This window comes from Roseateles sp. (assembly GCF_047654805.1).
Lineage (GTDB): Bacteria > Pseudomonadota > Gammaproteobacteria > Burkholderiales > Burkholderiaceae_C > Pelomonas.
The window spans coordinates 3,945,120-3,971,898 of sequence record NZ_JASGIV010000001.1 but is presented as its reverse complement, the minus strand read 5'-3'; the positions used below and the strand labels follow the sequence as shown (position 1 = coordinate 3,971,898).

17 protein-coding genes are annotated in these 26,779 nt (G+C 66.9%); 5 read left to right on the top strand and 12 right to left on the bottom strand.

Annotated features, from left to right (window positions below; genetic code table 11):
- Window positions 1–44 precede the first annotated feature (44 nt).
- The 5 genes from QM732_RS18005 (at window position 45) to QM732_RS17985 (ending at window position 7,242) form a co-directional block, all read left to right on the top strand.
- Window positions 45–1,889, top strand: a complete 1,845-nt coding sequence (locus tag QM732_RS18005) for a rhamnogalacturonan lyase (RefSeq protein WP_415657472.1) — start codon at window positions 45–47, stop codon at window positions 1,887–1,889.
- A complete protein-coding gene (locus QM732_RS18000; protein WP_415657471.1) occupies window positions 1,886–2,878 on the top strand; it encodes a hypothetical protein in 993 nt (330 codons plus the stop codon). The genes QM732_RS18005 and QM732_RS18000 overlap by 4 nt, the downstream gene beginning before the upstream one ends.
- Window positions 2,879–2,888: 10 nt before the next feature.
- Window positions 2,889–5,291, top strand: a complete 2,403-nt coding sequence (locus QM732_RS17995) for a glycosyl hydrolase 115 family protein (protein ID WP_415659409.1) — start codon at window positions 2,889–2,891, stop codon at window positions 5,289–5,291.
- A gap of 9 nt (window positions 5,292–5,300) precedes the next feature.
- On the top strand, window positions 5,301–6,272 hold the full coding sequence (locus tag QM732_RS17990; protein ID WP_415657470.1) for a family 43 glycosylhydrolase: 972 nt from the start codon (window positions 5,301–5,303) through the stop codon (window positions 6,270–6,272).
- A gap of 85 nt (window positions 6,273–6,357) precedes the next feature.
- Entirely contained in the window at window positions 6,358–7,242 is an 885-nt protein-coding gene (locus QM732_RS17985) for a hypothetical protein (RefSeq protein WP_415657469.1), read from the top strand.
- 23 nt (window positions 7,243–7,265) lie between these two features.
- On the opposite strand, the gene QM732_RS17980 is transcribed toward QM732_RS17985, so the two are convergent.
- The 12 genes from QM732_RS17980 to QM732_RS17925 form a co-directional block, all read right to left on the bottom strand.
- Window positions 7,266–8,033, bottom strand: coding sequence for an alpha/beta hydrolase family protein (locus tag QM732_RS17980; protein WP_415657468.1), 768 nt, complete (start codon window positions 8,031–8,033; stop codon window positions 7,266–7,268).
- On the bottom strand, window positions 8,030–9,067 hold the full coding sequence (locus tag QM732_RS17975; protein ID WP_415657467.1) for a family 43 glycosylhydrolase: 1,038 nt from the start codon (window positions 9,065–9,067) through the stop codon (window positions 8,030–8,032). The genes QM732_RS17980 and QM732_RS17975 overlap by 4 nt, the downstream gene beginning before the upstream one ends.
- On the bottom strand, window positions 9,064–11,442 hold the full coding sequence (locus QM732_RS17970) for a glycosyl hydrolase family 95 catalytic domain-containing protein (RefSeq protein ID WP_415657466.1): 2,379 nt from the start codon (window positions 11,440–11,442) through the stop codon (window positions 9,064–9,066). Before QM732_RS17970 ends, QM732_RS17975 begins: the two co-directional genes overlap by 4 nt.
- Complete coding sequence (locus QM732_RS17965) at window positions 11,439–14,378, bottom strand: glycoside hydrolase family 2 protein (protein ID WP_415657465.1); 2,940 nt, start codon at window positions 14,376–14,378, stop codon at window positions 11,439–11,441. The genes QM732_RS17970 and QM732_RS17965 overlap by 4 nt, the downstream gene beginning before the upstream one ends.
- Before the next feature lie 244 nt (window positions 14,379–14,622).
- Entirely contained in the window at window positions 14,623–17,364 is a 2,742-nt protein-coding gene (locus tag QM732_RS17960) for a Tat pathway signal sequence domain protein (RefSeq protein WP_415657464.1), read from the bottom strand.
- A gap of 29 nt (window positions 17,365–17,393) precedes the next feature.
- Window positions 17,394–19,241 carry a glycoside hydrolase family 2 protein gene (locus QM732_RS17955; protein ID WP_415657463.1) on the bottom strand — a complete coding sequence of 616 codons (1,848 nt, stop codon included), beginning with the start codon at window positions 19,239–19,241 and terminating at the stop codon, window positions 17,394–17,396.
- A complete protein-coding gene (locus QM732_RS17950) occupies window positions 19,238–20,791 on the bottom strand; it encodes an alpha-N-arabinofuranosidase (RefSeq protein ID WP_415657462.1) in 1,554 nt (517 codons plus the stop codon). The genes QM732_RS17955 and QM732_RS17950 overlap by 4 nt, the downstream gene beginning before the upstream one ends.
- Window positions 20,788–21,543: a DUF6250 domain-containing protein gene (locus tag QM732_RS17945; protein WP_415657461.1), complete on the bottom strand. Its 756-nt coding sequence runs from the start codon at window positions 21,541–21,543 to the stop codon at window positions 20,788–20,790. Before QM732_RS17945 ends, QM732_RS17950 begins: the two co-directional genes overlap by 4 nt.
- Entirely contained in the window at window positions 21,507–21,830 is a 324-nt protein-coding gene (locus QM732_RS17940) for an L-rhamnose mutarotase (protein ID WP_415657460.1), read from the bottom strand. The genes QM732_RS17945 and QM732_RS17940 overlap by 37 nt, the downstream gene beginning before the upstream one ends.
- A gap of 17 nt (window positions 21,831–21,847) precedes the next feature.
- Window positions 21,848–23,215, bottom strand: coding sequence for a glycoside hydrolase family 28 protein (locus QM732_RS17935; protein ID WP_415657459.1), 1,368 nt, complete (start codon window positions 23,213–23,215; stop codon window positions 21,848–21,850).
- A 1-nt stretch (window position 23,216) separates the two neighbouring features.
- A complete protein-coding gene (gene rhaI / locus QM732_RS17930) occupies window positions 23,217–24,512 on the bottom strand; it encodes an L-rhamnose catabolism isomerase (RefSeq protein WP_415657458.1) in 1,296 nt (431 codons plus the stop codon).
- A 23-nt stretch (window positions 24,513–24,535) separates the two neighbouring features.
- Window positions 24,536–26,644: a bifunctional rhamnulose-1-phosphate aldolase/short-chain dehydrogenase gene (locus QM732_RS17925; RefSeq protein WP_415657457.1), complete on the bottom strand. Its 2,109-nt coding sequence runs from the start codon at window positions 26,642–26,644 to the stop codon at window positions 24,536–24,538.
- Window positions 26,645–26,779: the final 135 nt, after the last annotated feature.

Here is a 26,779-nt window from a genome sequence, read left to right as displayed (position 1 = left end):
CGGCCCCCGCCTCCGCTGGGGCCGTTTTTTTTGCCATCGACACCATGAGACTGCTAAGCCATTTCGTTGTCTGCCTGATGCTGGCCCGCGCGGGGCTGGTCGAGGCCCAGCCCCTTGCGCCCAAGCAGATGGAGCGACTGGACCGTGGCGTCGTGGCACTGGCCACGCCCTCTGGTGTCTTCGTCAGCTGGCGTCTGCTGGGTACCGAGTCGGCCGGCGTGCGATTCAACATCTATCGTGACGGCCGGCGCGTCAACCGCGAGCCGCAGGAGCTGACCAACCTTGTCGATGCTCAGGGCCGTGGCGACAACCTTTACACCGTGCGTGCCGTCGTCGGCGGCAAGGAGCAGCCCGCATCCGGCACCGTGGCGCCTTGGACCCAGCCCTATCTGCGCGTGCCGCTGCAAAAGCCTGACGGTGGTGTGTCGCCCGACGGCGTGGCCTACCGCTACGAGGTCAACGACGGCGCGGCTGCCGACCTCGATGGCGATGGTCAGTACGAGATCATCGTCAAGTGGCAACCCACGAATGCCCACGACAACTCGCACAAGGGCTACACCGGCCACACACTGCTTGACGCCTACAAGCTCGACGGTACGCGGCTGTGGCGCATCGACCTCGGGCCGAACATCCGCGCCGGCGCCCACTACACCAGCTTCCTGGCCTACGACTTCGATGGCGACGGCAAGGCCGAGGTCATGATGAAGACCGCCGATGGCACAGTGGATGGTCAGGGCAGGATCATTGGCGATGGCACGGTCGACCACCGCAACGAGGCTGGCTATGTGCTGGCCGGCCCTGAGTTCCTAACCGTCTTCAACGGTCAGACGGGTGCAGCGATGGCCACTGCCGACTACGCGCCGCCGCGTGGCGACGTATCGGCCTGGGGCGATGCCTACGGCAACCGCGTGGACCGCTTCCTGGCTGGCGTGGCCTACCTGGACGGCCAACGCCCCAGTGCTGTGTTCTCGCGTGGCTACTACACCCGAGCCGTCATCGCCGCCTGGGACTGGCGCGACGGTAAGCTGGACAAGCGCTGGGTGTTCGACAGCGCGGCCGATGCAGCAAGCAAACCCGCTGCGGGCCAGGGCGCGCACTGGTTCTCGGTGGCCGACGTTGATGGCGACGGTCGCGACGACATCGTCTACGGCGCGGCCACCATCGCCAGCACTGGCAAGCTGCTCTACAGCACCGGCCTGTGTCATGGCGACGCGCTGCACGTCAGCGCCTTTGATCCGTCGCGCGAGGGCCAGCAGATCTTCATGGTCCACGAGAGCCCGCGCTGCTACGGCGAGCACGGCCTGGAGATGCACGACGCCGCCTCCGGCAAAGTGCTGTGGAGCATGTCCGGCGGCAACTCTGACGTGGGCCGCGGCGTCTGCTTCGACATCGACCCTGCTTACCCCGGCGCCGAATGCTGGGGCAACGTAGGCGGTCTGATGAACGCGAGCGGCAAGCTCATCAGCGAGCGGCACCCCAATCGCTACAACTTCGCCCTCTGGTGGGACGGCGACCTGTTGCGCGAATCGCTAGACCACGTGGCCATCGACAAGTGGAACCCCGCGGCCTTCCGGTTCGAGAGCCTGTTGAACGGCAAGCCATACGGCGCGGCGTCCAACAACGGCACCAAGGGCAACCCGGTGCTGTCGGCCGACTTGTTCGGCGACTGGCGCGAGGAAGTGGTCTGGCGCAACGAGGACAGCACCGCGCTGCTGGTGTTCTCCACCGCGATTCCAACCGAGCACCGCCTCGTTACGTTGATGCACGACCCGCAGTACCGCGTGCAGGTTGCCGCGCAGAACGCGGGTTACAACCAGCCGCCGCACACCAGCTTCCACCTCGGTGCCGCGATGAAGCCGCCGCGCTATCTGCCCATCACCACGCCATGAAGTCCATTGCCCTGCTGGGCCTGATGCTGGCCCTGGCCGGCTGCGCAAGCGTCGAGCCGGCGCCGCGGCCCCTGTACCGCGACCCCGCGCTGGATGGTGCGGCCGACGTGTCCCTGGTCTTCAACCGGGGCCTTGGGCGCTGGGAGATGTTCTACACGAATCGCCGCGCTACCTTGAGGCTCGACGATCCCAAGGATGTGAGCTGGGTGCACGCCACGCCCATCGGTATCGCAACGACGGACGATGGCAACCACTGGCGCGCCGCGGGCGAGGCGAAGTTCCCCGCCGAATGCACTGGCGCCACGCTGTGGGCGCCGGAGATCCAGGAGTTCGACGGCGTCTATCACCTGTGGCTCACCATCGTGCCCGGCGTGCACAAGAGCTGGACGGGTGAGCGCCGCATCGAGCATCTGACCAGCACCGACCTGCGCCGCTGGCAATGCGAGGGCCGCGTGGACCTGGGCTCGCCCAGGGTCATAGACGCCTCCGTCATCCGCGCGCCGCAGGGCGGCTGGCGCATGTGGTTCAAGGACGAGCAGGGCGGCAGCAAGCTCAAGGTGGCGGACAGCGCCGACATGAAGTCCTGGACCGTGCGCGGCCCGGTCAGCCAACTGCCCGGCGAAGGCCCCACGGTATTCCAGTTCGCCGGAAAGTGGTGGCTGGTGGCGGACCTGTGGAAGGGCCTGCTGGTGCTTCGCTCGGACGATGCGCTGACCTGGGAGGAGCAGCCCACGCGGCTACTGTCCGACATCGGCCAGCATCCCACCGATCGTGCGAAAGGCCAACACCCCGGCGTGACCGTCGTGGACGGGCGGGCTTACCTTTTCTACTTCACGCACCAGAGCGGCGAGCCCGAGGCAAAGACGGACGACCGCTGGCACCAGCGCACCGTCATCCAGTCGGCGGAATTGACCGTCAAGGATGGCTGGCTGAGCGTGGACCGCAACGCGCCGCCGCCGGATCTGAGATCTGCCTTCAGGGCCCGCTGACGTGCGCGCGATGCTGCTGGCTTGGCTGTTGAGTGTGGCCGGCGCGGCGCACGCCGGCCTCTCCGTCGACATCAACGCCTCGCCGGGCAGCGTACCGCTGGACGGCGCGGTGATCATCACTGCGACGGGAGCCGATCCGCTGGAGGCCTTCGTCGCGCAGGACCTCGCCGATGACATCAAGCGCGTCGGCCTGCGCGCCAGCGTCGGCGGCAAGGGCGCGGTGCAGGTGTGGATCGGCACGATGGGCAAGCACAAGGCCATCGACACGGCCGGCCTCGACCTGAGCCGCCTCCAGGGTTGTTGGGAGTGCTTCGAGATCACGTTGCTGCGCGACCCTACGCCGGGTGTCAAGGCTGCACTCGTCGTCGTCGGCTCCGACCGTCGCGGCACGGCCTACGGTGTCTACACGCTTAGCCAGGCGCTGGGCGTATCGCCCTGGCACTGGTGGGCCGATGTCGCGCCGCTCAAGCGCGGACCACTGCACGTGAGGCTCGATGCACCGCTGCGTGACGGCCCCGCCGTGAAGTACCGAGGCCTTTTCATTAACGACGAGGACTGGGGCCTCTTCCCCTGGGCTGCGCACACCTTCGAGCCCGAGGCCGGCACGATAGGGCCGCGTACCTACGAGCAGGTTTTTCGCCTGCTGCTGCGCCTGAAGGCCAACACGCTGTGGCCGGCCATGCATAAGGTATCGGGCGCCTTCAACGCCAACCCGCGCAATGCCGAGCTGGCGCAGCGCTACGGCATCCTCATGGGCTCGTCCCACGCGGAGCCCCTGCTGCGCAACAACGTGTCGGAGTGGAGGGCGCCGCACGAGCAGTACAACTATGCGACGCACCCGCAGCTTGTTCGCGAATACTGGGTCGAGCGACTAAAGACCAACGGCCGCTTCGACAACCTTTATTCGTTGGGCATGCGAGGCATCCACGACTCCGGCATGCAGGGTGCCAGCACGGTGGCCGAGAAACAGGCGCTGCTGAACCAGTTGCTGGCCGACCAGCGCGAGCTCATCCGCCAGCACGTCGGTGATCCCACCCAAGTGCCCCAGATCTTCGTGCCCTACAAGGAAGTGCTGCCGCTACTGCCCGGCCTTGCCTTGCCGGACGATGTGACGTTGGTCTGGCCAGACGACAACTTCGGCTACCTGCGCCAGTTTCCCGACGCCGCCCAGGCCAATCGCCAGGGTGGCTCCGGTGTGTACTACCACCTGAGCTACCTCGGCGCTCCACTGTCCTATCTGTGGCTGAGCACGACGCCGCCGGCCTTGGTGGCCGAGGAGATGGGCCGTGCCTTCGACGCCGGAGTGCAACGGCTGTGGGTCGTCAATGCGGGAGACATCAAGCCGCACGAGGTCAACCTCAGCCACTGGTTCGACCTGGCCTGGAACCCGGTCGCCGTACGGGCGCAAGGCCAGCAGGCCTGGCTGCGCGGCCTGGCCGAGCGACTGTTTGGTGTCGCCGAGATTGCCGATCTCTGGGACGGCTACTACCGCGTCAACTTCGAGCGCCGCCCCGAGCACCTGCAATACCACCTGCCCGGAGAGAAACCGCGCCGCAGCGGCCTCGCGCCGGCATTCGTCAACGAGCGGCTCGGCCGCTTCGCGCAGCTTTTGGTGCGCCTGGATGCCTTGCGCCCGCGAATCGCCGCCGCGCAGCGCGATGCTTTCTACCAGCTCGTCGAGTACCCGCTGCGTGCCTCGGCGCTGGCCAACGAGCGGTTCTTCGCGCTGGAGCGCTACGCCGCGACGATGGAGCGCGATCCGATCGCTGCACGCGGCCTAGCCGCCCAGGCCGTGCGTGCCGACCTGCGCCTCAAGGCCCTGACAGCGCGCTACAACGCCGGCCGCTGGGCGGGCATCCTGGCCGAAGAGCCGGCCGACGGGCTGTGGACGAGCTACCGCATGCTCCCGCCCGTGCTGCCGGCCGCCGGCCTGGGCGGCGTGTCGCCTGATTCGCTGGACGATCTTGGCAGTGCCACCGTCGACTTGGCCCCCGTGGGTGCCGCCGAGGCGCCGTCCTCATTGCGCGTGATCGCCTCTGAAGGCTGGCGCCTGGTTTCCGGCCTCGGCCGTGGCATTGGCGTGCTTGCAGCCCGCCAGCCCGGCGCGGTCCTGGGCCTGCAGGCCGATGCCACGACCGCCCCAGTCTGCCTGCACGTCCATGTGCTGCCCAGCTACCCTCGGCAGCAGGGTGAGGCTTGGCAGGCTGAGCTGATCGCCGGTGGGCAGCTGCATGCGCTGCGTTGGCCGCGTGGCATGCAGGACGTGCCCTGGGGCCAGGGCGTGCTTGCCAACCGCCTGACCGCGACACTGACGCTGCCCAGGCTCGACGCCGGCCCACTGCGCCTGATTGCTGGTCAGCGCGACCTGATGTTCGACGGCGCGGAACTTCAACCCGGCGTTTGTCGCTCCTGAGGAGGGATCATGAAGCTCGTTTTGACCGCCCTTGCCGCGCTGCTTGCCACCACAGCCTGCCAGGCCCAGAACCCGCTTGCGCTCGGCCAGGGGCTGCGCACCGCCGACCCCTCCGGCCATGTCTGGCCCGACGGCAAGATGTGGCTCTATACCTCGCACGACGAGGAATGCCAGGCCGATTTCCATATGAAGGACTGGCATGCCTTCTCATCCGACGACCTCGTGAACTGGACTGCCCATGGCGCAGTGATGTCGGTCAAGGACCTGAAATGGGCTGATGACTATGCCTGGGCACCGGACGCCGCGTACAAGAATGGCAAGTACTACCTCGTCTTTCCTGCCGGCACCGGCGTGAAGGACCGCCAGAACCCGGGGAACAGCACCAAGTGGATGGGCATCGGCATTGCCGAAAGCGACTCGCCCGCCGGCCCCTTCAAAGACATGATCGGTGCGCCGCTGTGGCGCAAGCCCTACGCCAACGATCCGGCCCTCTTCATCGACGACGACGGGCGCGCCTATCTCTACGTTCACGCGTCTGGCGCCGACTACCACGTGGTGGAGATGGCCGAGGACATGCGCAGCGTGAAGGGCGGGCTGCAGAAGATGGACATGGGTGGCTATGAGCCCAAGATGGAAGGCCCTTGGGTCTTCAAGCGCAACGGCCTCTACTACTTCACGATGCCCGAGGGCAACCGCATCCTGACCTACTACACGGCCCGCACGCCCAAGGGGCCATGGGCCTATCGCGGCGTCATCATGGAAGCGGAGGGCGGCAACAACCACCATTCCATCGTGCAGTACAAGGGCCAATGGATCTTGTTCTATCACCGCTGGCTGGAGACGCCGGGGGCGGCCTGCGCGAAGACGCAGCGGCATGTGGCGGCGGAGTACCTAGCGTTCAACGAGGATGGCACGATCCAGCGGGTCGTGCGGACCAAGGAGGGCATTGGCGACTTTGCGCGGCGAACAGGCGGGCGCTGAAGTCGGGTAGAAACCACCCGGATGGTGCATCGATGCCGGCGGGCATAGTGCGCCGTCCCGGTCGATTGCAATGGCGCCCAGTCCGATGAAACCTCTGGTCCAAATGATGACCTGGCTGTGCTGCGTCGTGGGTGTCGGTGTTCTGACCTGGGTGGCGGGTGCCTGGCGTGACGCCGATGGGCTTGCGCCACAGCGGGCGGTGTGGTCGCCATCGCCGGCCTCGATGCCCGCCTCTGGGGTGGTGCACGTGGCCGAAGCTGTCTTGGCCGGGCCTGCGCAGAGCGTCGGACGGGTAATGGCGACCCCGCCAAACTCGCTGCCAGACGTTTCCCGCCTGCAGCGTGAGATCCAGTTCGCCTTCAGTAGCGACCAGCGCGGCAAGGCTGGCGAGGCGGCGCGGCACATCAAGGCCTGCGCAACCTTGGAGCGGCTGCATGGGCGGACCGAAGCGGGTTGGCATCACAAGTCCGAGGCCGATGGGCGTGCCCTGCTGACCTACACCCAGCAGGAGCTGGTCGCTTGCCAGGCAGTGGACGCGGCATCGCGTGAGCAACTGGTGCCGCTGCTGCGGCGCAGCTTGGCCGAGGGCCACCGGGGAGCGGCTGCAAGTCTGATCGTCGAGTTGGGGGCGGGCTTCGATCCTTCGGCGGAGCCGGATGTCGTTGCCGGGTTGCGGCGCGACAGCTGGGCTTGTGATGGGGTGTCGCAGGCGATCCTCAGGGGAAGTGCCTTGATGCACCCGCGGCTGCTGGTGCCCAATGAACTGGGGGCGCTGAATGAGCTGGAGCGAATGCGTCTTGGCGCGCGTACCGAGCAGTTGCGCCGCATGACTGATGCCGATCCCAAGTCCAAGGTGGCGTTCGACAAACTGATGGACGGCCTGAAGCTACCCCCTGACGCCGATGCCGCCGAGGTGGCACGCTTGGTGGCGGAGGTGCAGGCGCGATGTGCCGACAAGCCGAGGTCCTAGACCACAGCGTGACCCAAAAGTGATCAGGGCTGCAGCCGCCCCTGCATCCACCTCGCCGCCAGTGCCGGCCACTGGTCTTGCGTGCCCGCCAGCTCACGCAGCGCGAAGCCGTGCTCAGCCTGGGCGAAGACATGAGCCTCAACGTCCAGCTTCTCCTGCTGCGCAGTGACGACGAGGTTGAGCGCGTGCTGGATGGGCACGATGGGGTCATGCAGCGCATAGGCCAGGAACACCGGGCATTTCGGCAGGCCGTGGGGTTCGGTCGCGATGCCGATGGGCCAGGCATCGTAGAAGGCCTGCTTCTCGGGCGGCGGGAAGTCGGGCTTTCCCACCGGGAACTTGTGGTCGCGATGGTTGGCGTTGATCGGTGCGTAGGCGATGACGGCGCCAACGCTGTCGCGCTGGCAGGCCATCACGCCGGCCAGGTGGCCTCCAGAAGATAGGCCCACGTGCAGCAGCGGCAGCGGCGCCAGCGTGGCGAGGTGGTCCAGCGCGAGCAGGCCATCCTGCAGCGCGATGTCGGCCGCATGGCCGTCCTGGCCGGGCAGGCGGTGCACGAGCACGTAGGCATCCAGCCCGAGCGTGTTCAGCCACTGCGCGATCTCCACGCCTTCCTTGTCGTGCATCAGCTGCAGGTAGCCACCGCCCGCGTAGACAAGGGCGCGACCGCGCGCTGGCGTATGTGACAGGTAGGCGTGCAGCTCGGCGCGCGTAGGACGGCGGCAGATGCGGTCGGGGGGGGCGCCGTCGAAGGCGTTGGGTTCGCCGGCGGACAGGGCAATAACGTTCATCGTTTCTCTGGCAGGGGGAGGCCGAAGTCAGGCATACCGTCCGCGGTGATGCGCAGTGGCTGCACACGCGTGGCACGGCCGGTGTCCTTCAGAGGGTCGCCGACGATGTCGCGGTAGTTGCGGGCGTGGAAGACGTTCAGTACCGTGCCGTCTGGCTCCACGAGGAAGCTGTTGTGCCCTGGGCCGTACTGGGCATTCTCCGGGCTGCTGCTGAAGACGGGGCCCGGCGACTTGTGCCAGCTTCTCGCATCCAGAAGGTCGGCGTTCTCGTCGGCCCACATCAGGCCCAGGCAGTACTCGGCGCCGGTGCCGGCGGCAGAGTAGGCCATGAAGACGCGGCCCCCGTGCACCAGTACGGCTGGTGCCTCGTTGACGATGTGGCGTACCTTCTCCCAGGAGTATTCGGGCCTGCTGAGGAGCACCTGCGGGCCTTCCAGTTCCGTCGCACTCTTCATGCCCGAGAGGTAGATGTTGGTGCTGTGGTTCTTGCTCGCCGGATCGTTCTGCGCCCAGGCCATGTAGCGCTTGCCGCGGTGCTCGAAGATGGTGGCATCCAGTGTGAAGCTCTCCCAGGCGGTCTTGACCTGGCCGCGCTCGGTCCATTCGCCCTGCATCGGGTCTGCGCTGGCGTTCTCGAGCACCCACAGGCGGATCTTCCAAGGCTCCTTGGCTTCGCCGGCACTGAAGTGGATGTACCAGCGTCCGTCCAGGAAGGCTAGTTCGGGGGCCCAGATGTGGCGACTCATCGGGCCGCTGTCGTGCTTGCGCCAGACGATCTTGGCCTCGGCCTTTGCGAGGCCGGCGATGGTGCGCGCGCGGCGCAGTTCCAATCGGTCGTATTCAGGTACCGTGGCCATCAAGTAATACCAGCCGCCGTGGCGAAGGATCTGCGGGTCGGCTCGTTGCGGTAGCAGCGGGTTTGGCCAGGACGGGGGCGCGGGTGGGGTGGCAGGTACCTGTGCAAGGGCGGGCAGCGTGGCGGCCAGCAGGCCTGCTGCGAGGAGGCCGCGGCGCAAAGGTTGGGGGGAGGTCAAGCGGAAGTCTCCTTGCGTTGCAATTGGCCGCCTTGGCGCTCGAAGTGGGCGGTCTCGCCAGCGGCAATGCGTAGGCGCAGTCTGCCGCCACGCCAGCGCAGTTCGGTGCTGCCGCCGGTGTCGCTCCGCAGGGCCAGTGACTGCACCTCGCCGGCGTGCCAGCGCATGGCCACCTCGAAGCCGCCGCGGGCGCGCAGGCCTGACACGCTGCCGGTTGGCCAGGCGGTCGGCAGCGCCGGCAGCAGTTCGACGCGGCCGCGCTGGCTCTGCAGCAGCATCTCGGCGATGCCGGCTGCACCGCCGAAGTTGCCGTCGATCTGGAAGGGCGGGTGGGCGTCGAACAAGTTGGGGTAGCTTCGGCTCGGGTGCAGCAGGCGCTTGAGCGTGGAGTAGGCGTGCTCGCCGTCCTTGAGCCTCGCCCACAGGTTGATGCGCCAGCCGATGCCCCAGCCGGTGGTGTCGTCGCCGCGGCGCTCCATCACGTTGCGCGCGGCAGCGGCCAGGGCCGGCGTGTCGTCCGGTGTGATCTGTTCGGAGGGGTAGAGCGCATAGAGGTGCGACACGTGGCGGTGCTGCAGTTCGGGCGCTTGCAGGTCCCAGTCCTCCTGCCATTCCTGCAGTTGGCCGGCGGCGCCGATGCGGTCGGGCGGCAGTCGGTCGCGCATGGCCACGCAGGAGCGTTCGAACGGTCGGTCGGTGCGAAGTTCGCGCGCGGCCTCGGCGGCGTAGCTGAACAGGTCACGCAGTAGCTGGCTGTCCATTGCCGGGCCGGCCGCGAGTGACGAGCCGAAGGGATGGTTGTTCTCTGGCGAGATGCTGGGATTGGTGACCATGAAGCCACTCTTCGGGTCCCTCACCAGCGTGGCGAGCTGGAACTCGGCGGCACTCTTGAGCAGCGGATACAGGCGCTTGAGCAGCGCCGGGTCGCGGCGGAACAGCCAGCTCTGCCACAGGGTGTTGACGAGCCACACGCCGCCCATGGGCCACAGTCCCCACTTGGCGCCGTCGGTCGGCGCGGCTACGCGCCAGCCGTCGGTGTTGTGGAAGGCGACCCAGCCCGGCGCGTCGTACATCGCGCGGGCTACCTTGGCGCCGGTGATGGCGAGGTCCTCCACCATCGCGATCAAGGGCTCCACCGTCTCGCCGATGTTGGCGATCTCGGCCGGCCAGTAGTTCATCTCCGTGTTGATGTTGATGGTCCACTTGGATCCCCACGACGGATTGGTCTTCTCGTTCCAGAGGCCTTGCAAGTTGGCAGGGAAGCGCGTTCCGGGCCGCGAACTGGCCAGCAGCAAGTAACGGCCGTACTGCAGGTAGAGGGATGCGAGGCCGGGATCCTGGCCTTCGGCGAAGCGGGCGATGCGCTCATCGGTGGGTAGCGCGCCGTTGGGGCCGGCGCCGAGGTCGAGGGCCACGCGACGGAACAGTCGTTGGTGGTCTTCCCGGTGAGACTGGCGCAGCGTCTCGGGGCCGCGCGCCACGGCCGCGGCCAGCGTTGCCTTGTTGGCAGCAGCCGGGTCGCCAGACACATCGTCGAAGCGCTTGTAGCCGGTGGCGCCGGCGATGAGGATGAACACCTCGTCGGCGCCCTGAACGGTCAGTCCGCCGTTGCGCGGGGATACTTTCCCGCCGCGCGCGACGACCTGGAGTCTGCATTCGAACGGCAATCGGCCCTCGATGCCCTGCACCGTGGGACTGGTGCCGGCCACCCACAGCGTGTGGTCGCCTTCACCACCGCCGGTCTTCTGGTGCGGTGCGGTCAGCGTGATGTCGGCAGTGATCCACCTTGGCTTGTCAGCGGCCAGGCGCACGACGAGGAGCTGGTCGGCCGCGGAGGCGTAGACCTCGCGCACCACCGTGGCGCTGCCAGCCCGAAAGCTCGTGGTGGCAACTGCCTCGTCCAGGTCCAGGCTGCGTTCGTAGCCGCGCACGCCGTCCAGCCCGGGGAAGACCAGCAGCAACTCGGCCAGCGGCTGATAGGTCATCTGCCGGTTGGGTACACCCAGCAGCGTCTCGTTGGCAAGCTTCTCTGCGTCAGCGTAACGGCCGGCGAAGACGAGTTCGCGCACCTTGGGCAGGCCTTCCCGGGCACGCGGATTGGTCGTGTCATACGGGCCACCGGAGAAGAAGCTGCTTTCGTTGAGCTGCAGCCGCTCGGTGTGCGTGCCGCCGAACACCATCGCGCCGAGGCGACCGTTGCCGACGGGGAGGGCCTGCACCCACTCATCGGCGGGACGGCGGTACCAGAGGCGGTAGGGCTGGGACTTGGTGTCCTGCGCTTGCGCCGGTGGGGCTGCGAGCAGTGGCGTCGATGGCAGGCCGAAGCCCAGCAGTGCGGCTTGCAGTTGCAGCCAGTTGCGGCGTGAGGTGGTCATGGCAGCTTGTAGAACTCCGCTTCGACGATCGACAGTGCGCTGCGGCCTAGACGGGCGGCGCCGGTGTCGACGATCTTCTGGTTGGCGACTTCGGTCTTGGCCGTCTCGACACCGCCCTTGGCTTCGCCCGTCAGCTCGATGCCGACGACCTGGCCGTGGTGGGCTTTCAGCGGCAGCGTGACGTAGCCGAGGCTGCGCTCCGTCAAGCCACGCCAGACCTCGGTGCCGTCCACTCGGATGACGAGCGGGTACTGGCGCTCGCGCCAGCCACCGAACTTGATCGTGATCTCGCTCAGCGTCGTGGCCTCGGCCAGCTTGAAGTGGATGCTGCTCTTGCCGGACTCACTCGTCCATGACGTGCTCTCGTCGTCGTCGATGGCGTTGGCTGCGATGCCGCTGTCGGCCTCGGCGGAGGCCACGGGCACGGCGACGCGGCTGGTGGTGAACGATGGTGTTGTGGGCGTCGGGCCGCGCGTGGACTGGATGGGCACGCCGTCGGCGGGAAAGCGCGTGCTCAGGCCACCAATGACGGGCACGGGCTGCGAGTGCAGCTCCAATGTCGCTGGCACCAAGCCATGGCCTTCCGCGCGGAGTCTGACGACGCCAGCCTCCGTCGTACTGCGTATCAGCACGCGGTTGACGCCGCCTTCCACCGGTAGCTCCTTGGATAGCACATAGTTGCCCGGCCCCTGCGCGATGCCACCGCGCCATTCGGCCGGGCCATCGAGTGCGAACTTCACCATGTCGAGGGCGACAGGGTTTCGACGGCCGGCTGCGTCGACAACCTCGACCTGTACCAGCGCCAGGTCCGCACCGTCGGCCTGCAGGCCCTGCGGGTGAGTCTGTACGGTGAGCTTGAGCGCGGCTGGCGCGCCGGCGGTGATGCGCACGTCTTCGCAGACCTTGTCGCCGGCTTTGTCGAGGCCTATGGCACGCAGCTCGCCGGGCTCGAATTCCACGCCGGGGAAGTTGAAGACGAAAGGCTCGCTGGCCTCGACCGTGCCGACCAGCTTCCCGTTCAGTGCCAGCTGCACACGTGCGGCGCTGGAAATGACGGTGACGGTCTTCACCGTGCCGGCCGCGTAGTTCCAATGGCCAAGTACGTGGGCGCGCGGCTTCTCAACGTCCACCCATCCGTCCCAAATCACCTGGTGTGCGAAGAACCCGTCCTTGGGTATGCGCATCGCATCGACTTCGCCGCTCCGGCGGTAGTTCTCGGCGCCGCGGTGGTGGGTGTTGCTGTCGCTGAAGATGATGTTCACGCCGCCCGACGACACGCGCGTGCCTGTACCGGGGCGTTCGCGCCAGTAGTCCACCCAGCGCCTCACGTCTTCCAGCGCGTGCGAGTCCTGGTTGCGGTTGTAGGTGGGCGCGGGTTGACCCTTGTGCTCGGGGCCGTCGCCGTCGCGATGGAAAGGGGGAGAGAGTTCGTCCCAGAACTTGCGGGCACCTTCGTCACGCGAGTACTCCATGGCCCACATCGGGCGGCGTGCGCTCTTGTTGACATAGAGCATTTCGCCGCCGTACTCCGCAACGTGCTGCAGCGCCTTGGACAGCATCTCTCGGCTGCCGGCCGCACGGCCACCGTGCGGGTCGAAGCGGTCGCGTAGCGCACGCACCTCGGCCATGTGCTCAAGGCTGACACCGCGATTGCCCGCCTCGTACATCAGGATGCTCGGGTTGTTGCGGAAGTAGACGATGGCATCGCGCATGGCCTCCATGCGTTGTTCCCAGCGCCGGCCGGTCACGTCGGCCTCGGAGTCCCCCGTAGGCATGGCTTGCATCAGGCCAATGCGGTCCAGCGACTCGACGTCCTGTTTCCACGGCGCCGTGTGCATCCAGCGCACGAAGTTGGCATTGCTGACCAGCATCTGGCCGTTGCTGTAGTCGCTCAGCCAGGGCGGCACGGACAGGCCGATGGCCGGCCATTCATTGCTGGTGCGCTGTGCGTAGCCCTTGAGCTGGATGACGCGACCGTTCAGCGTGACCATGCCGTTGGTGAAGGCCGTTTGGCGGAAGCCCGTGCGCGTGACGACGGAATCCACGGGCTTACCGTCGACGACCAGCCTTGTCTCCACGTCGTAGAGGGCGCCGTGGCCCCAGCTCCAGAACCTCAGGCCCGTGACCGGTGCCTTGGCGCTCACGGTCGCAGTGGCGCCGGCGGCCAGGGTGTGGGTCGGTGTCTTGATGACAGCGACGACAGGTCCGGCGGGCTGGCGCAGAGTCACTTCATAGCCAAAGCGGCGCGGCCCGTGGTGCTCGTTGCGCACTTGCGCCTCGGCAGTGACGATGGCCTTGCCGGCCTGGATGTCGAAGCCGGTTGCATGCACATAGACGCCTGTGGTTCCGAGACTGCTGTATAGCGGCAGCGTCTGGTAGAGCTTGTCCGTCACGTGCAGGCGCAAGTTCTTGGGCAGGCCGCCGTAGTTCGCGTTGAAGTTGCGATCGGCCCATTGGTAGCGCTGGTTGGTTGCCCGCTCGCGGTAGTCCCAGCGGTTGTCGGTGCGAACGGCGATGACGTTGTCACCAGGCTTCACGACATGGCTCAGATCGAAACCGAAAGCCGTGACGCCGTTCTCGTGCATGCCCATGCGCTGGCCGTTGACCCAGACCTCGGCTGCCTGGCGCGCGCCCTCGAACTCGATGAAGACCTTGCGGTTGGCGACGTCGGCCGGCAGCGTGAAGCGCTTGCGGTACCAGGCGATGCCGGTGCGGTGGTCGACGATGTCCTTGGCGAAGGCATCGTCCTCATTCCATGCGCGCGGCAGTGTGACGGCCTTCCAGGCCTGGTCGGCGAAAGCCGGGGTCTCGGCCCCCTGCACGTCGCCGACGTGCACGCGCCAGCCGGTGTTGAAGTTGTAGGTCTCCCGGGCGGCCTGGGCCGTGAGCGCGAAGGCGAGGCCGAGCAGCAAGGGGGCGGTGCGATGGGGTGTCATGCTGGGGGGCATCAAGCCATTCGTCTCGAAGTCGGGCAGAGGCGCTGCAAGTCCGGGGTTCAGGGGCGGCCCGCACTGGCAGCTTGGTGTTTTGCGCCCGCGCCTCGCGCACGATCAAGCTGCCACCGCTGAAGCGACCATAGGCCGGATCTGCGTGGGTCTGGGCCAGTGGCACGAGCGGGCGCCGGCGGCCTCGGGCGAGCCAACACCAGCAACGGCGCGCCCTGCACCGACCTCATGCGGCTCAGCTTTTCACTAGGCCGGCGGCTCGCGCGGCCTCGTCCAGTGTGTCGCCGATCAGCGCGAGGTTCTGGATGGCGGCCAGCCCCCATTGCGCCGAGTCGTTGGTGCTGATGCCGGGTTGCTCGATCAGCGGGCGGATGACGTCCACGCCGCCGATCTGCCGCGCCGTTCCGCCGCCGCGCAGGGCGCGCGACGTGAAGAACTCGCGCCAGGCGCGCAGCGCCAGCGCGCGGTCACGCTCCTGGAAGGCTGCGTAGGCCGTCATGCGCGAGCCGGTGTCGCCCAGGCTACGGCCGCCGGGGTCCTTGCCCAGCAGCGCGACGATGTCAGCCTTGGGTGCGTTGTAGTAACGACAGTACTCCAGCCAGGCGCGGCGGTAAGCAGGCACATCAACGAGAGTCAGCAGTTCCGAGCTCAGTTCGATGACACCAAACACGCCGTTCAGGTGGGAGATCGAGACCTGATCGCCCGGGCCAGCGAACTTTCCGGTCCTGGCGTCGTAGGGCGCACCGCCAGCGAACCAGCGGCGCTTCATGTCACCAATGCTCTGCATGCCGTTGACCAGCTTGTCGCGCCAGCGCTTGTCGCCGGTGCGCTCCCATTCGGTCAGCCAGGCAGCGATCCACGAACCCCAGGTGGTGCCGAAGCCGACGCCGGGCAGGTCAGAGGTTTCTGGCGGTGCGGCGTTGCGGGCGAGCTTGCGTGAGATGTCCACCTTGGCGATATCGGAGTCAGAGTCCAGCAGTTCGCGGATCAAATCGCCGCAGCGCTCATCGGCGGTCAGGTAGAAGTAAAAGCGTCTGTAGGCGGCGTTGGAGATGCGAGGCTGCTTGGACGAGTCCGACCAGTGCTGCACGCCATGGCGGGTGCCGAATCCCTTGAATTCACCAAGGTGATAAACGTCCACCTCGCCGGTGTGGCGAGTCATGGCCTCGGCCAGCCGGAAGACATCGGCGCGGCCGGTGCGCAGATAGCTGTACCAGAGCCACAGGTCGGTGGACAGCTCCGAGTTATCCCAGGCATAGCCGCCGATGTCGTAGCGCCACATGTGGCGATCGGCGTCATAGGCATGCATGACATCGCCGTAGTTCCAGAAGCCGTACCAGCGGTGCTGCTCCACTTCCTTCAGGTATTGCTCCAGCTGCAGCGTCATCCGGTCTTCGATGAGCCTGCGGGCCGGCGAGCCGGAACTTGCCGGATCCCAGTCACCAAACACACCCGCGGCGTGGATGCGCTGGGGGGACAGCACGAGCCTTGCCGGCTGGGCGACCTGCTGGGCCATGTCCGAGAAGGCCTGGTGGGTGGGCGTGGCGCCCAGCACCCACAGCTGCAGCTCCGACGTGCGGGCCACGCCTACCGACGTGTCCCAGCCCGGCTCGTAGTCCTCGTAGGTGATGTTCAGGCCTTCGATCTGCTTCTCGTGCGTGTCCATGTCGCCGGGCGAGCGGTAGGAGCGCATGTCCATGGCCGGCGCCGACGGCGAGTAAAGCCAGGCGGTCACGTCGGCCAGTTCGGTGGCCGCTCCGCGCACGTCCAGCCGCACCGGGGCGCGCTGCCAGAAGTCCTTCAGTCCGAGTGCCACGCCACCAGCGGCACCGCCGGCGTAGAGCAGACCGTGGGTGCGGCTGCCGCCGTTGGAGGCTATCCAGGCCTGGCCGGCCTGCGTGCGCTTGGCGACGGTGAAGCCATCGGCATTTGCCTGCGTCAGCGAGAAGTCGTTCCACTCGGGGATCCACTGCAGCCGCTCCGAAACGCGCTTGTCCATGCCGGAAAGTGCTGGCAGCGCCTTGCCGGCGACCTGGGCGTCCTTGTAGGCCTGGCCGGGGTCTCGACGCAGGCCGGTGACGGGCCGCACCGCCTCGCCCCAAACGCCCACGCCCTCGCCCGAGAAGCGAATATGGCGGTCGTGCGTCGCGTTGGTCATGGGCACCTGGGCCGTCACGCCGAGGCCGGCGATGAAGTCCTTGGCGGGGTCACCGTCCCAGACGAAGCTATGCACTATGCGCACGCTCTCCGTGCCGGCGTAGAAGTACAGCCTCACGGAGAAGGGCAGCCAGTCGCGGCCCTTTCCATTGGCATTCGCGGAATGGATGCCGTCGAGCTTGATCACCGCGCGCACGGGGCCATGCTGCTCGACGGTGACCTTGTTGACCTTGCTGGCAAAGGACTGGCGAGCAACCTTGCCGTCCAGCTCCGGGTCGGCGCCGTCCTGGCGCAGCGCGATGAGCTTGAGATTCTTCAACGTCACGCGGCCGGCGCGGGTGGCTTCGGCGATGAGCGCCTCACCCCGTGTTGGCACGGCCCACACCAGGTCGCCGGCACTGACGACGATCTGCGTGGCTGATTGTCTGACCGTCACGCTGCCCGGCGCGGGCGTGCCGTTCTCCAGCTTGAGCTCGCCCGCCGGCACACCACCGGCTACTGCGTGCGCCGTCCACTTCAGAGAGCCGTCAGGCCAGTAGGCCAGTGGCCAGGATTGCACGGGCTGGTTGGCGATGCGGAACTCCGGCGCCTTGCCGGACGGCAGCCTGAGTTGGCCGCGCGGCCAGGGTACGCCGAGCGTCGAGCCCTCGAAGCGTGCAGGTGCCTGGCCGTCAAGCCAGCGCAGCACCGTGTCGCCGATTTGAGCAGGTGCTGCCGGCAGGTTGGTGGTGGCCGCATGCACGGCGGGCAGGGATGAGGCGAGGGAAGTCAGTGCCGTGGTTTGCAGAAATCCGCGGCGCGAGAACGGGGACGATGTCATGAAGACCTCAGGGGTGAGCAGTGCGCGTGTCAACGTGGCAGGCCGCGGTAGTGATCGGCGAGCAGTCGGAAGGCCAGCTTGTGTTGGCCGGTCTCTGAAATCAGGCCCTTGCGATTCCAGCCGTTCTGGAACACCGGGTGCTCGCGGCGCGGAGAGCGGAAGTCTTTCAGTACCCAGGGCGAGATGCCTCGCAGGTTGGGGATGCGGGCCAGCATGGACAGCGTCGCGCGGTAGTAGGCGGCCTGGAACTCCTCGCTCCATTTCCTGGGCTGTTCGCCCAGGTCGTGGTAGCCAGCCAGCGCGTCGGCCCCGAACTCCGACACCAGCAGCGGCTTGGTCGTAGGCAGCGCCCACTGGAGTCGGTCCAGGTCTTCCAACTTGTCATCGCCGTACCAGCCTGCGTAGGTGTTGACAGCCATAACGTCCAGGTGCGGCAGCAATGGGTCGGCGATCCTGACCGTGTCGCCCTGGCGCTCCACGAGCAGCGCGGCGCTGACGAGGCGGCTGGGGTCCAGCGCGCGTACGGTGGCGGCAAGCGCGGCGTGGAAGCGCGTACGGTTCTCGGCCACCGGCGTCTCGTTGCCGACGCTCCACAGCGCCAGCGCGGCGCGGTTGCGGTCGCGGTATATCGTTTCAGCCTGCTGGCGCTGGGCCTTCAGCAGGACTGCGGGGTTGTCCCAGTCCACCGTCCAGTAGACCGGTATCTCGCTCCAAACCAGCAGACCCAGCTCGTCGGCCGCGCGCAGCACGGTCTCGGAGTGCGGGTAGTGCGACAGGCGCACATAGTTGCCGTTGAGGCCCAGCTTGACCTCGCTAAGCAGTGCACGGGCCGCCGAGTCGTTGAGGCGGCGGGCCGGGTTGGCGCCCAGCTCTTCCTCATGGATGGACACGCCGCGCAGCGTGATGGGGTTGCCGTTCAGCAGGATCTCGCTGCCCTTCACAGCCAGCGTGCGGAAGCCCATGCGCTCGCCTACCGTGTCGCCGGCGCCCGAAAAGCGCACCGCGTAGAGTTGTGGCGACTCGGGCGACCAGCGCTTCAGCATGGCCGGTGCCGGGATGTCGAAGTGGGCCTCGCCGCGGACGTCAGTCGTCGCCTGCGCCTTCACACCCAGCCCCTCGATCTGCACGCTGACCGAAGTATTTGCGGCCTGCGCGCCGTTGAGCTGCAGGCTGCCCACTAGGCGCCCGGTGTCGGTCAGGCGCAGTGTCGCGTCATCGATGAAGGTGGCGGGCGTCTGGATCAGCTTCACGGGCCGCGTGATGCCGCCGTAAAGATCCCAGTCGGTGATCTCGCCGGGGATGCTCTGTGCGTCGTGGCGCGAGTCCACGCCGACGACGAGGCGGTTGCCACTGGTGCGCAGCGCGTCAGTCACTTCCAGCACGAAGGGCGTGAAGCCACCTTCGTGGCGGCCGACCTCTTTGCCGTTCAGGTAGACATTGGCGCGGTAGTTGACGGCCTCGAAGCGCAGGAAGCTCCGCTGGCCAGGCTTTGCGGCTGCAGCGTCGAAGCGGCGTTGGAACCAGATCAGACCGTCGTACCAGCGCAGCTCGGGCGTGGCAGCGTTCCAGGCGCCGGGGATCTCCATGGCCGGGCCACGGTCCAGGTCAAACTCGAAGAAGCCCGTACCAGGCTTGGTCTCCGCGGCGGCCACGTCCACGTCGCGGTGGCGCTGCATGCGCGACTTGGCGACCCAGCCGTTGATGTCGGTCAGGCCCGTGCGGTAATAGTCCTTGGAATAGGTCCAGCGGCCGGACAGGTCTTGAACGTCAGCGCGCTGGCCGGTCAGCAGCAGCGGCGGGCGCAGTGCGTCGGCGGGCGCGGCGGCGAGGGCCAGCGGAGTCAACATGGCCAACAAGGCGGTGAGGCGACGGATCATGGCTGAACCTCCACGACCAGCACTGACTTGGCCGGTAGCGTCAGGGCCAGCCGGCCATCTTTGGCCTGGGCCTGAAACGGCTGTGGCTTGACGCGCTCGGGAGCATCGAAGCGGTTCTCGGCGTCCATGGCCGCGGCGGTCAGCAACTGGCCGCTCACAGCGCGCACGCCCTTGCCGCCCACCGCCAACTGCAGTGGCAGGTCCTGGTTCGGGTTGGTGTTGGTGAGGCTGAGCAGCAGCTTGCCGTTAGCGCCCTTGGCGGCGCTGGCGGACAGGGCCGGGATGCTGTGTTGGCCAAGCGAGTAGTTGGGCACCCCGGCCAGTTGCACCGGCAGAGAGGTCGCGTCCATGAAGGGCAGGTGCATCGCGAACGAGTGGTAGGTGGGGGTCAGCACCATGCGTTCCTTGTCGGTGATGACCAGGGCCTGCAGCACATTGACCATCTGCGCGATGTTGGCCATCTTCACTCGCTCGGCGTGGCGGTGGAAGACGTGGAAATGCAGCGCCGCCAGAACCGCGTCGCGCAGCGTGTTGCGCTGGACCAGGAAGCCTGGGTCGGTGCCGGGCTCGGGGTCGTACCAGCTGCCCCACTCATCGAAGTAGATCGCCAGCTTCTTTGCCGGGTCGTTGCGGTCCAGGATCTCGCGATGCTTGGCGAGGTAGCCATCGATGACCTGCGGAACGGCCAACGTGGAGATCCACTCGCTCTCTGGGAAGGCAACGGCCGAGCCTTTCTTCTTCCAATCACGCGTGGGGAGCGAGTACTGGTGGTGCGTCACGGCGTCCATGCGCTGCTTGATCTCGGCGCTCAGCGTCTCCACCCAGTTCAGCTCCAGCTCCTGACCGCCGCTGGCGACCAGCTTGGGCCGATTGCCGCGCGGTGCTTTGGCGAAAGTGGACCAGTGCTTGTAGAGGTCGGCGTAGTAGGTCGGCTTCATGTGACCGCCACAGCCCCAACTTTCGTTGCCTATGCCCCAGTATTGGACTTTCCAAGGCTGCTCGCGGCCGTTGGCCCGGCGTTGGCGGGCCAGCGCCGTGTCGCCCTCGGCCGTCAGGTACTCCAGCCATTCGGCCATCTCCTGCACGGTGCCCGAGCCCAGATTGGCATTGATGTAGACCTCGGTGCCCAGTTGCTCGGCCAGGTCCATGAACTCGTGCGTACCCACTGCATTGGGCTCGATGACGCCGCCCCAACTGGTGTTGACACGTGGCGGGCGCTGCCCCTGCGGGCCAATGCCGTCGCGCCAGTGATATTCATCGGCGAAGCAGCCGCCGGGCCAACGCAGCACCGGCACCTTGAGGGCCTTCAGCGCGCCAACGACGTCGCTGCGCCAGCCCCGCACGTTGGGGGTCTTGGCGTCGAGTCCTACCCACAGGCCGCCATAGATGCCAGCGCCGAGGTGCTCGGCAAACTGACCGTAGATCTGGCGCGCGATGACCGGGCCGGGCTTGTCAACCTGAATGTCAATCTTGACCGGCTCCGCTGCCCGGGCAGCGAGCGACATCATGGTGGCGAGGGCGAAGCTGAGGGCGGGGAGCAGGTGTTTCATCGGCATTGGAGGATCTGGAAATCTCTGATCTGCAATCGGCTGGCTGTTGTCCTCAGCGCGAAGTAGCCGTGCAGGCGGGGATTGGCGTCGGCGCGCGTAAAGACTTCGTTGCTGTCGGCGGACCAGCGCAGGTGAATCGGGTCCGCAGCCGTCGGTTGACGCGAAACAATCTCGACGCTGATTGGTTTGTTGGTTAGCAGACGGGTCGCAGGCGTCATGGGTAGCTCGCCCGGCTCGGCGATGGACGCGTCGGCAAAGCCGGCCAGCAAGCGGCGCTGGCTGCCGTCGTACAGGCGCAGCCGCGTTGTCGTGTTGGCGTTGGCGCCGAAGCCGACGTAGTAGGTCGGCAGCCCGTCGTAGCCGGCAAACTTGCCGCTGCGCGGGTAGGGTTCGCCACCGTCGGTCTCCAGCGCATTCCAGAACATGTTGAGGTCCGAGATGCGGCCGGCATGCGGCCCGGCGCTGGCCGGTGCGGGTAGGGCCGCGGCCGTGAAGCGGATCGCGTAGTCGCCGCCCAGCGGCTCGCGCCACCACAGCGACAGACCGGCGGGCGTGGCGATGTCCAGCACGCCGTTCTCGGCTGTGACGATGGCGCGAGTGTCCTCGGCTTCCAACCGCCAGCGTGCGAGGCCGGCTCGGAAGTCGTCAGTGGCGACCCGTTCGAGTTTGCGTGGCGCTTCACACCATGCCGCTGCGGTCAGCGGCAGGCTGAGGATCAGCCCGCAAAGTGGAAGACGGAGGGGAGGTCCCATTGGCGCGGCTTGTTGTCGGGTTCAACGTCCATCAGCGGGGCCATGTAGTCCCACCAGCGGCGCATAACCGGCTGCAGCGGCAGCTCGGCAATGGGATAGCCAGGCTTGAGCTTGAGCACTGCGAACAGGCTCAGCGTGCTCTCGTCGAGGAAGATGGAGTAGTCATGGATGCCGGCGCCGCGCAGCGCCTCGGCCAGCTCAGGCCACAGCTCGTCGTGGCGCTTCTTGTACTCGGCCACGACGCCGGGTTTCAACTGCATCTTGAAGGCGCGAATCTCGTCGCTCATCGATTTGTCTCCTTGTTCTATTGAACGTCCTGTTCGGCCATGGTCAGGGACGACACATCGCGCCGCAGCAGATTGGCTTCGACGCGCCAGTGCGAGGCCGAGAGGCCCTCGAGCTGGCAGCCTGTGCCCACTTGGATGGGGGAGCCGAGCAGCAGGCGGCAGGAGTCGTCGAACTGCCAGGCCCTCACATCCTGTACGTGGCCGCCGCGGCGGGCCTCGATGTCGATGGCACTGAAGTCGAATCGGCGCAGCGGCATCTCGGCTGTCGCGTCGACCTCGAAAGCCACGTCTGCGCCACGCGCGCTCAGACGTTGGATGCGCACGCCTTCGATCCGCGTGCGTCCCTGTTCTCGCGATACGGGCTGCGCCAAGGCCCGCCAATGTCGTGGCGCGAGGGGCTGTTCGGCGTCGGGAATCCGGGACTGGCTGTATGCCGGGTTCCAGTTCATCGTGGCGCGCATTGCGACGGGGACATCGTGCAGCGCGAGGTCCGTGATGGAGACATCCTCGATGAAGCCGCCTCGGCTGGGCGCGCTCTTGAATAGCAGACCCACAGGGACCGGCGCATGCACCGCGATGCGCTGAGCCGTGACGCGGCGGAATCCACCTGAGGTCTCGCTGCCGAAGGTCAGGCCGGCGGCTCCGTCGCGGACGATGCAGTCGCTAATGGTGATGTCCTCGCAGGGGCGTGCCACACGCAGGCCATCGGCGTCGCGGCCGGCCTTGACGCATAGCGCGTCGTCGTTGACGGCGATGTCGGCGTGGCGGATCGTCACGCGACGCGAGGAGTCAATGTCGATGCCGTCGGTTGACGGACCGCGGGCCTCGTCGTTGTTGCGGATGGTGACGCCGTCGACGGTCACGTCTTCCGAATAGCACAGGTGCAGTGTCCAGAAGCCTGAGCGACGCAGCAGCAGACCCTCGCCGATGCGGATGCGTGCCGATTCGAAGACCTGTACGAGGCGGGGGCGCTGCGCATCGTAGTCCGATGCCCAGCGCAGGCCGCGCGGCTCGTAGGCAGCGCGCAAGGCCCAGTAGCTGTCCCAGAACACCTGGCCGTCGCCGTCGATGCAGCCCTCGCCGACGAGGCCTACGTCGTGTTCGCCGTAGACATTCACGAGGGCCGCCGGCCAGCGCATCTCGATGCCGGCCACGCGCGTGGGCAGTAGGGGGTAGTCGGCGAGGTCGCGGGATCCAAGCAGCGTGGCGCCGCGGTCGAGCCGCAGCGTCATGCCGCTCTTCAGGAAGAGGGCGCCAGTGAGATAGACGCCGGGCGGCAGTCGCAGCTCCATGCGCTGCAGCGCCGCGGCGTCGATGGCAGCCTGCAGCGCCCGCGTGTCGAGCGAGATGCCGTCACCGCGTGCGCCAAAGGCCTTGGCATCCACCTCAGACGATGCCGGAGCCGCTCGCGCCAGCCTTGGGCGGGCGCGTCACCGCCACCTGGTTGCGATAGCCGCTGGCGCGGTACGCCGCGACGGGATCGATCGCACCACCCGAGCGCAGGCGGGCCATCGCAAGGATGGGACTCACATCGGTGCGGAAAGCCTTCTTCAGCGTCTGTGCGGCCTGCAGCACGTCGTTTGCCTCCTGGAAGCCTGCAAGCGCCGCGCGGTCCACGAGCGCGGCCTGGACGAAGGCTCGCTGCACTTCGACGGCGCTGCTCATCAGGCTTTCGATGGGATCGGTCACGTTGTGCGACTGGTCCAGCATGTAGGCTGGATTGAACGCGCCGTCGCGCAGTGTGGCGTCGGCCAGCTCGTTGAAGACGAGGAAGAGCTGGAAGGGGTCGATGGAGCCCGAGTCCAGGTCGTCGTCGCCGTACTTGCTGTCGTTGAAGTGGAAGCCACCCAGCTTGCCGAACTGCGCCAGGCGCGCCACGATCATCTCGATATTGGTGTTGGGCGCGTGGTGGCCCAGGTCCACCAGGCACTTGGCCTTGTCGCCCAGCTGCTGTGCCACCGCGAAGCTGGTACCCCAGTCGGCGATGACGCTGCAGTAGAACGCCGGCTCGAACAGCTTGTGCTCGATGTACATGTGCCAGTCGGCCGGCAGCGCGGCGTAGATGCCCTTGGCGCTGTCGATGTAGCGCTCCAGCGCGCCGCGCAGGTTGCTCTGGCCAGGGAAGTTGGCACCGTCGCCGACCCAGACCGTGAGACCCTTGGAACCCAGCGTCTTGCCCAGCTCGATGCAGTCGATGTTGTGTGCAACAGCCTGTTCGCGGGAAGCCTGACTCGTCGAGGTCAGGCTGCCGAACTTGTAGGTATGGGCCTGGCCGACCTGGTCCTGGAACGTGTTGGAGTTGACGGCGTCGAAGCCCAGCCCCAGCTCGTCGGCCTGTTGGCGCAGGGCCTTGGGGTCGCTTGGCTTGTCCCAGGGAAAGTGCAGCGACACGGCAGGCGTGGCGCGAGTCAGTTGGTTGATGACGGCGCAGTCTTCCAGCTTCTCGGTCACATCACGGGGTTCGCCCTTGCCGGGGAAGCGCGCGAAACGCGTTCCGCCGGTGCCGGCGCCCCAACTAGGCACCGCCACGGCAAAGGTCTGGGCCTTCGCCGTCAGGGCCTCGATGTCCACGCCACGGCGCGACAGCATTCCGCCCAGCGCGTCGTAGTCGGCCTGTAGCGCGGAGCGCTGCGAGGTGTTGTGCTGCTCGACCTGGGCTGTATCGATGATGGTCTTGCTCATGCTTGTCTCCTTCGCGCCGATTCTCAGCGGGTGAACGCGGCGGCGTTGCCAGCGTCCACGTTGAGGACGTTGCCCGTGCTCTTGCCGGACTTGTCGCTGGCCAGGAAGTACACCGCCTCGGCAATGTCTTCGGGCAGCACGCTGAGCTTGAGCATGCTGCGCTGGCGGTAGAACTCTTCGATGTTGTCGCTGTCGATCTTGTTCGACGCGGCGCGCTCTTCCTTCCACTTGCCGTCCCAGATGCGCGAGCCGCGGATGACGGCGTCGGGGTTGACGACGTTGACGCGCACGCCGACGGCTGCGCCTTCCAGTGCAATGCAGCGGGCCAGGTGGATCTCGGCCGCCTTGGCCGTGCAGTAGGCCGACGCGCCAGCAGATGCGACCAGGCCGTTCTTGCTGGCGACGAAAACCATGCTGCCGCCGATCTTCTGCTGCTTCATCAGGCGGAAGGCGCCGCGGCCGACCAGGAAATAGCCGGTGACCAGGATGTCCTGGTTGCGTTGCCAGATTTCCAGCGTCGTGTCTTCCAGCGGCGCGGCGGAGGCGATGCCGGCGTTGGAGACGAGGATGTCCAGGCCGCCGAAGCGCAGCGCGGTGGCCGAAAGCACGGCTTCCACTTCGGCTTCAGACGTGATGTTGCCCTGCACAGTGGCGATGTTGTCCTTGCCGGCCACCTTCAGCAGGTTGGCCTGGGCTTCGGCGAGTGCACCGGCATCGATGTCGGTCAGCATGACGCAGGCGCCTTCCTGCAGCAACTGGCGAGCCACGGCCTGGCCGATGCCGCCGGCACCGCCGGTGACCAGGGCCACGCGGCCGGCCAGGCTCTTGGGCTTGGGCATGCGCTGCAGCTTGGCTTCCTCAAGCAGCCAGTACTCGATGTCGAAGGCTTCCTGTTCGGGCAGGCCGACGTACTTGTCCACGCCATTGGCGCCGCGCATCACGTTGATGGCGTTGATGTAGAACTCACCGGCGATGCGAGCAGTGGCCTTGTCCTTGGCGAAGGACAGCATGCCTACGCCTGGGATCAGATAGATGACGGGATTGGCGTCACGCACGGCAGGGCTGCTCGGGCGCTTGCAGCGCTCGTAGTAGGCCACGTAGTCGGCTCGGTAGTCCTCCAGGGCCTTGTCCAGGCCGGCCAGCAGCGCGTCGACGTCAGGTTTGGCCGGGTCGAAGTTCAGCACCAGCGGGCGGATCTTGGTGCGCAGGAAGTGGTCGGGGCAGGAGGTGCCCAGCGCGGCCAGCTTGGCCAGGTCGTTGCTGGCAACGAACTCCAGCACCGCGGCGCTGTCGTTGAAATCGCCCAGCTTGCGCTCGCCAGCGCTGATGCGGCCGCGCAGCGCGGGCATCAGCTTGGCGGCCAGCGCGGCGCGCTGCTCGGCGGGCAGGGTGGACGTCTTGACGCCGCCAAACACCGGTTGCTTGACGTTCTGGCCCAGCCACTCCTCGGCCAGTCGGATCATCTGCAGAGTGATCTCGTAGCAGCTCTTGGCCGTGTCACCCCAGGTGAACAGCCCGTGGCCTTCCAGGATGATGCCCTTGAGGTTCGGCTGCGACGTGGCCAAGGCCTCGAGCTTCAGACCCAGGTCGTAGCCGGGGCGCTGCCAGGGCAGCCAGCCCAGTTGGCCACCGAAGATCACTTCGGTCAGGCGCTTGCTGTCGGCGCAGGCGGCGATGGCGATGATGGCGTCCGGGTGCATGTGGTCCACATGCGCCTTCGGAATATAGGCGTGCAGGGGGGTGTCGATACTGGCCGCGCGCGGATTCAAATTAAAGGTGCAGTGCGGCAGGTAATCCACCATCTCGTCTTCATGCTCCAGGCCGCGATAACGCTTCTTCAGCGCATTCAGCTTGTCCATGTAGAGCGTGGAGAAACCATCCAGCTTGATGGATCCCAGGTCGCCGCCCGAGCCCTTGACCCACAGCACCTCGACATCCTCGCCGGTCAGGTGATCACGCATCTTGACCTTGGCCGAGGTATTTCCGCCGCCGAAATTCGTGACGCGCAGATCCGACCCCAGCAGATTGGAGCGATAAAGCAGCAGTTCGGGTTCGCTCAGTTTTGCCGCCACGTCGTCGTCCCACTTCGAGACGATGGGGTTTTGCGTGGTGGTTTGGGAAATTGCAGTCATCAGCTTGCCTGTATTCGGCCTGTCATTTGCCCTCAGGGTCGCGGCCTGCGGTCCCGGGGCCCGCTTCTGGCGGGTTAGCGGCACGCAGTGTGAAGCGAAACACTGCGCCATGCGCGGGGGCTGCGCAGTAAATCA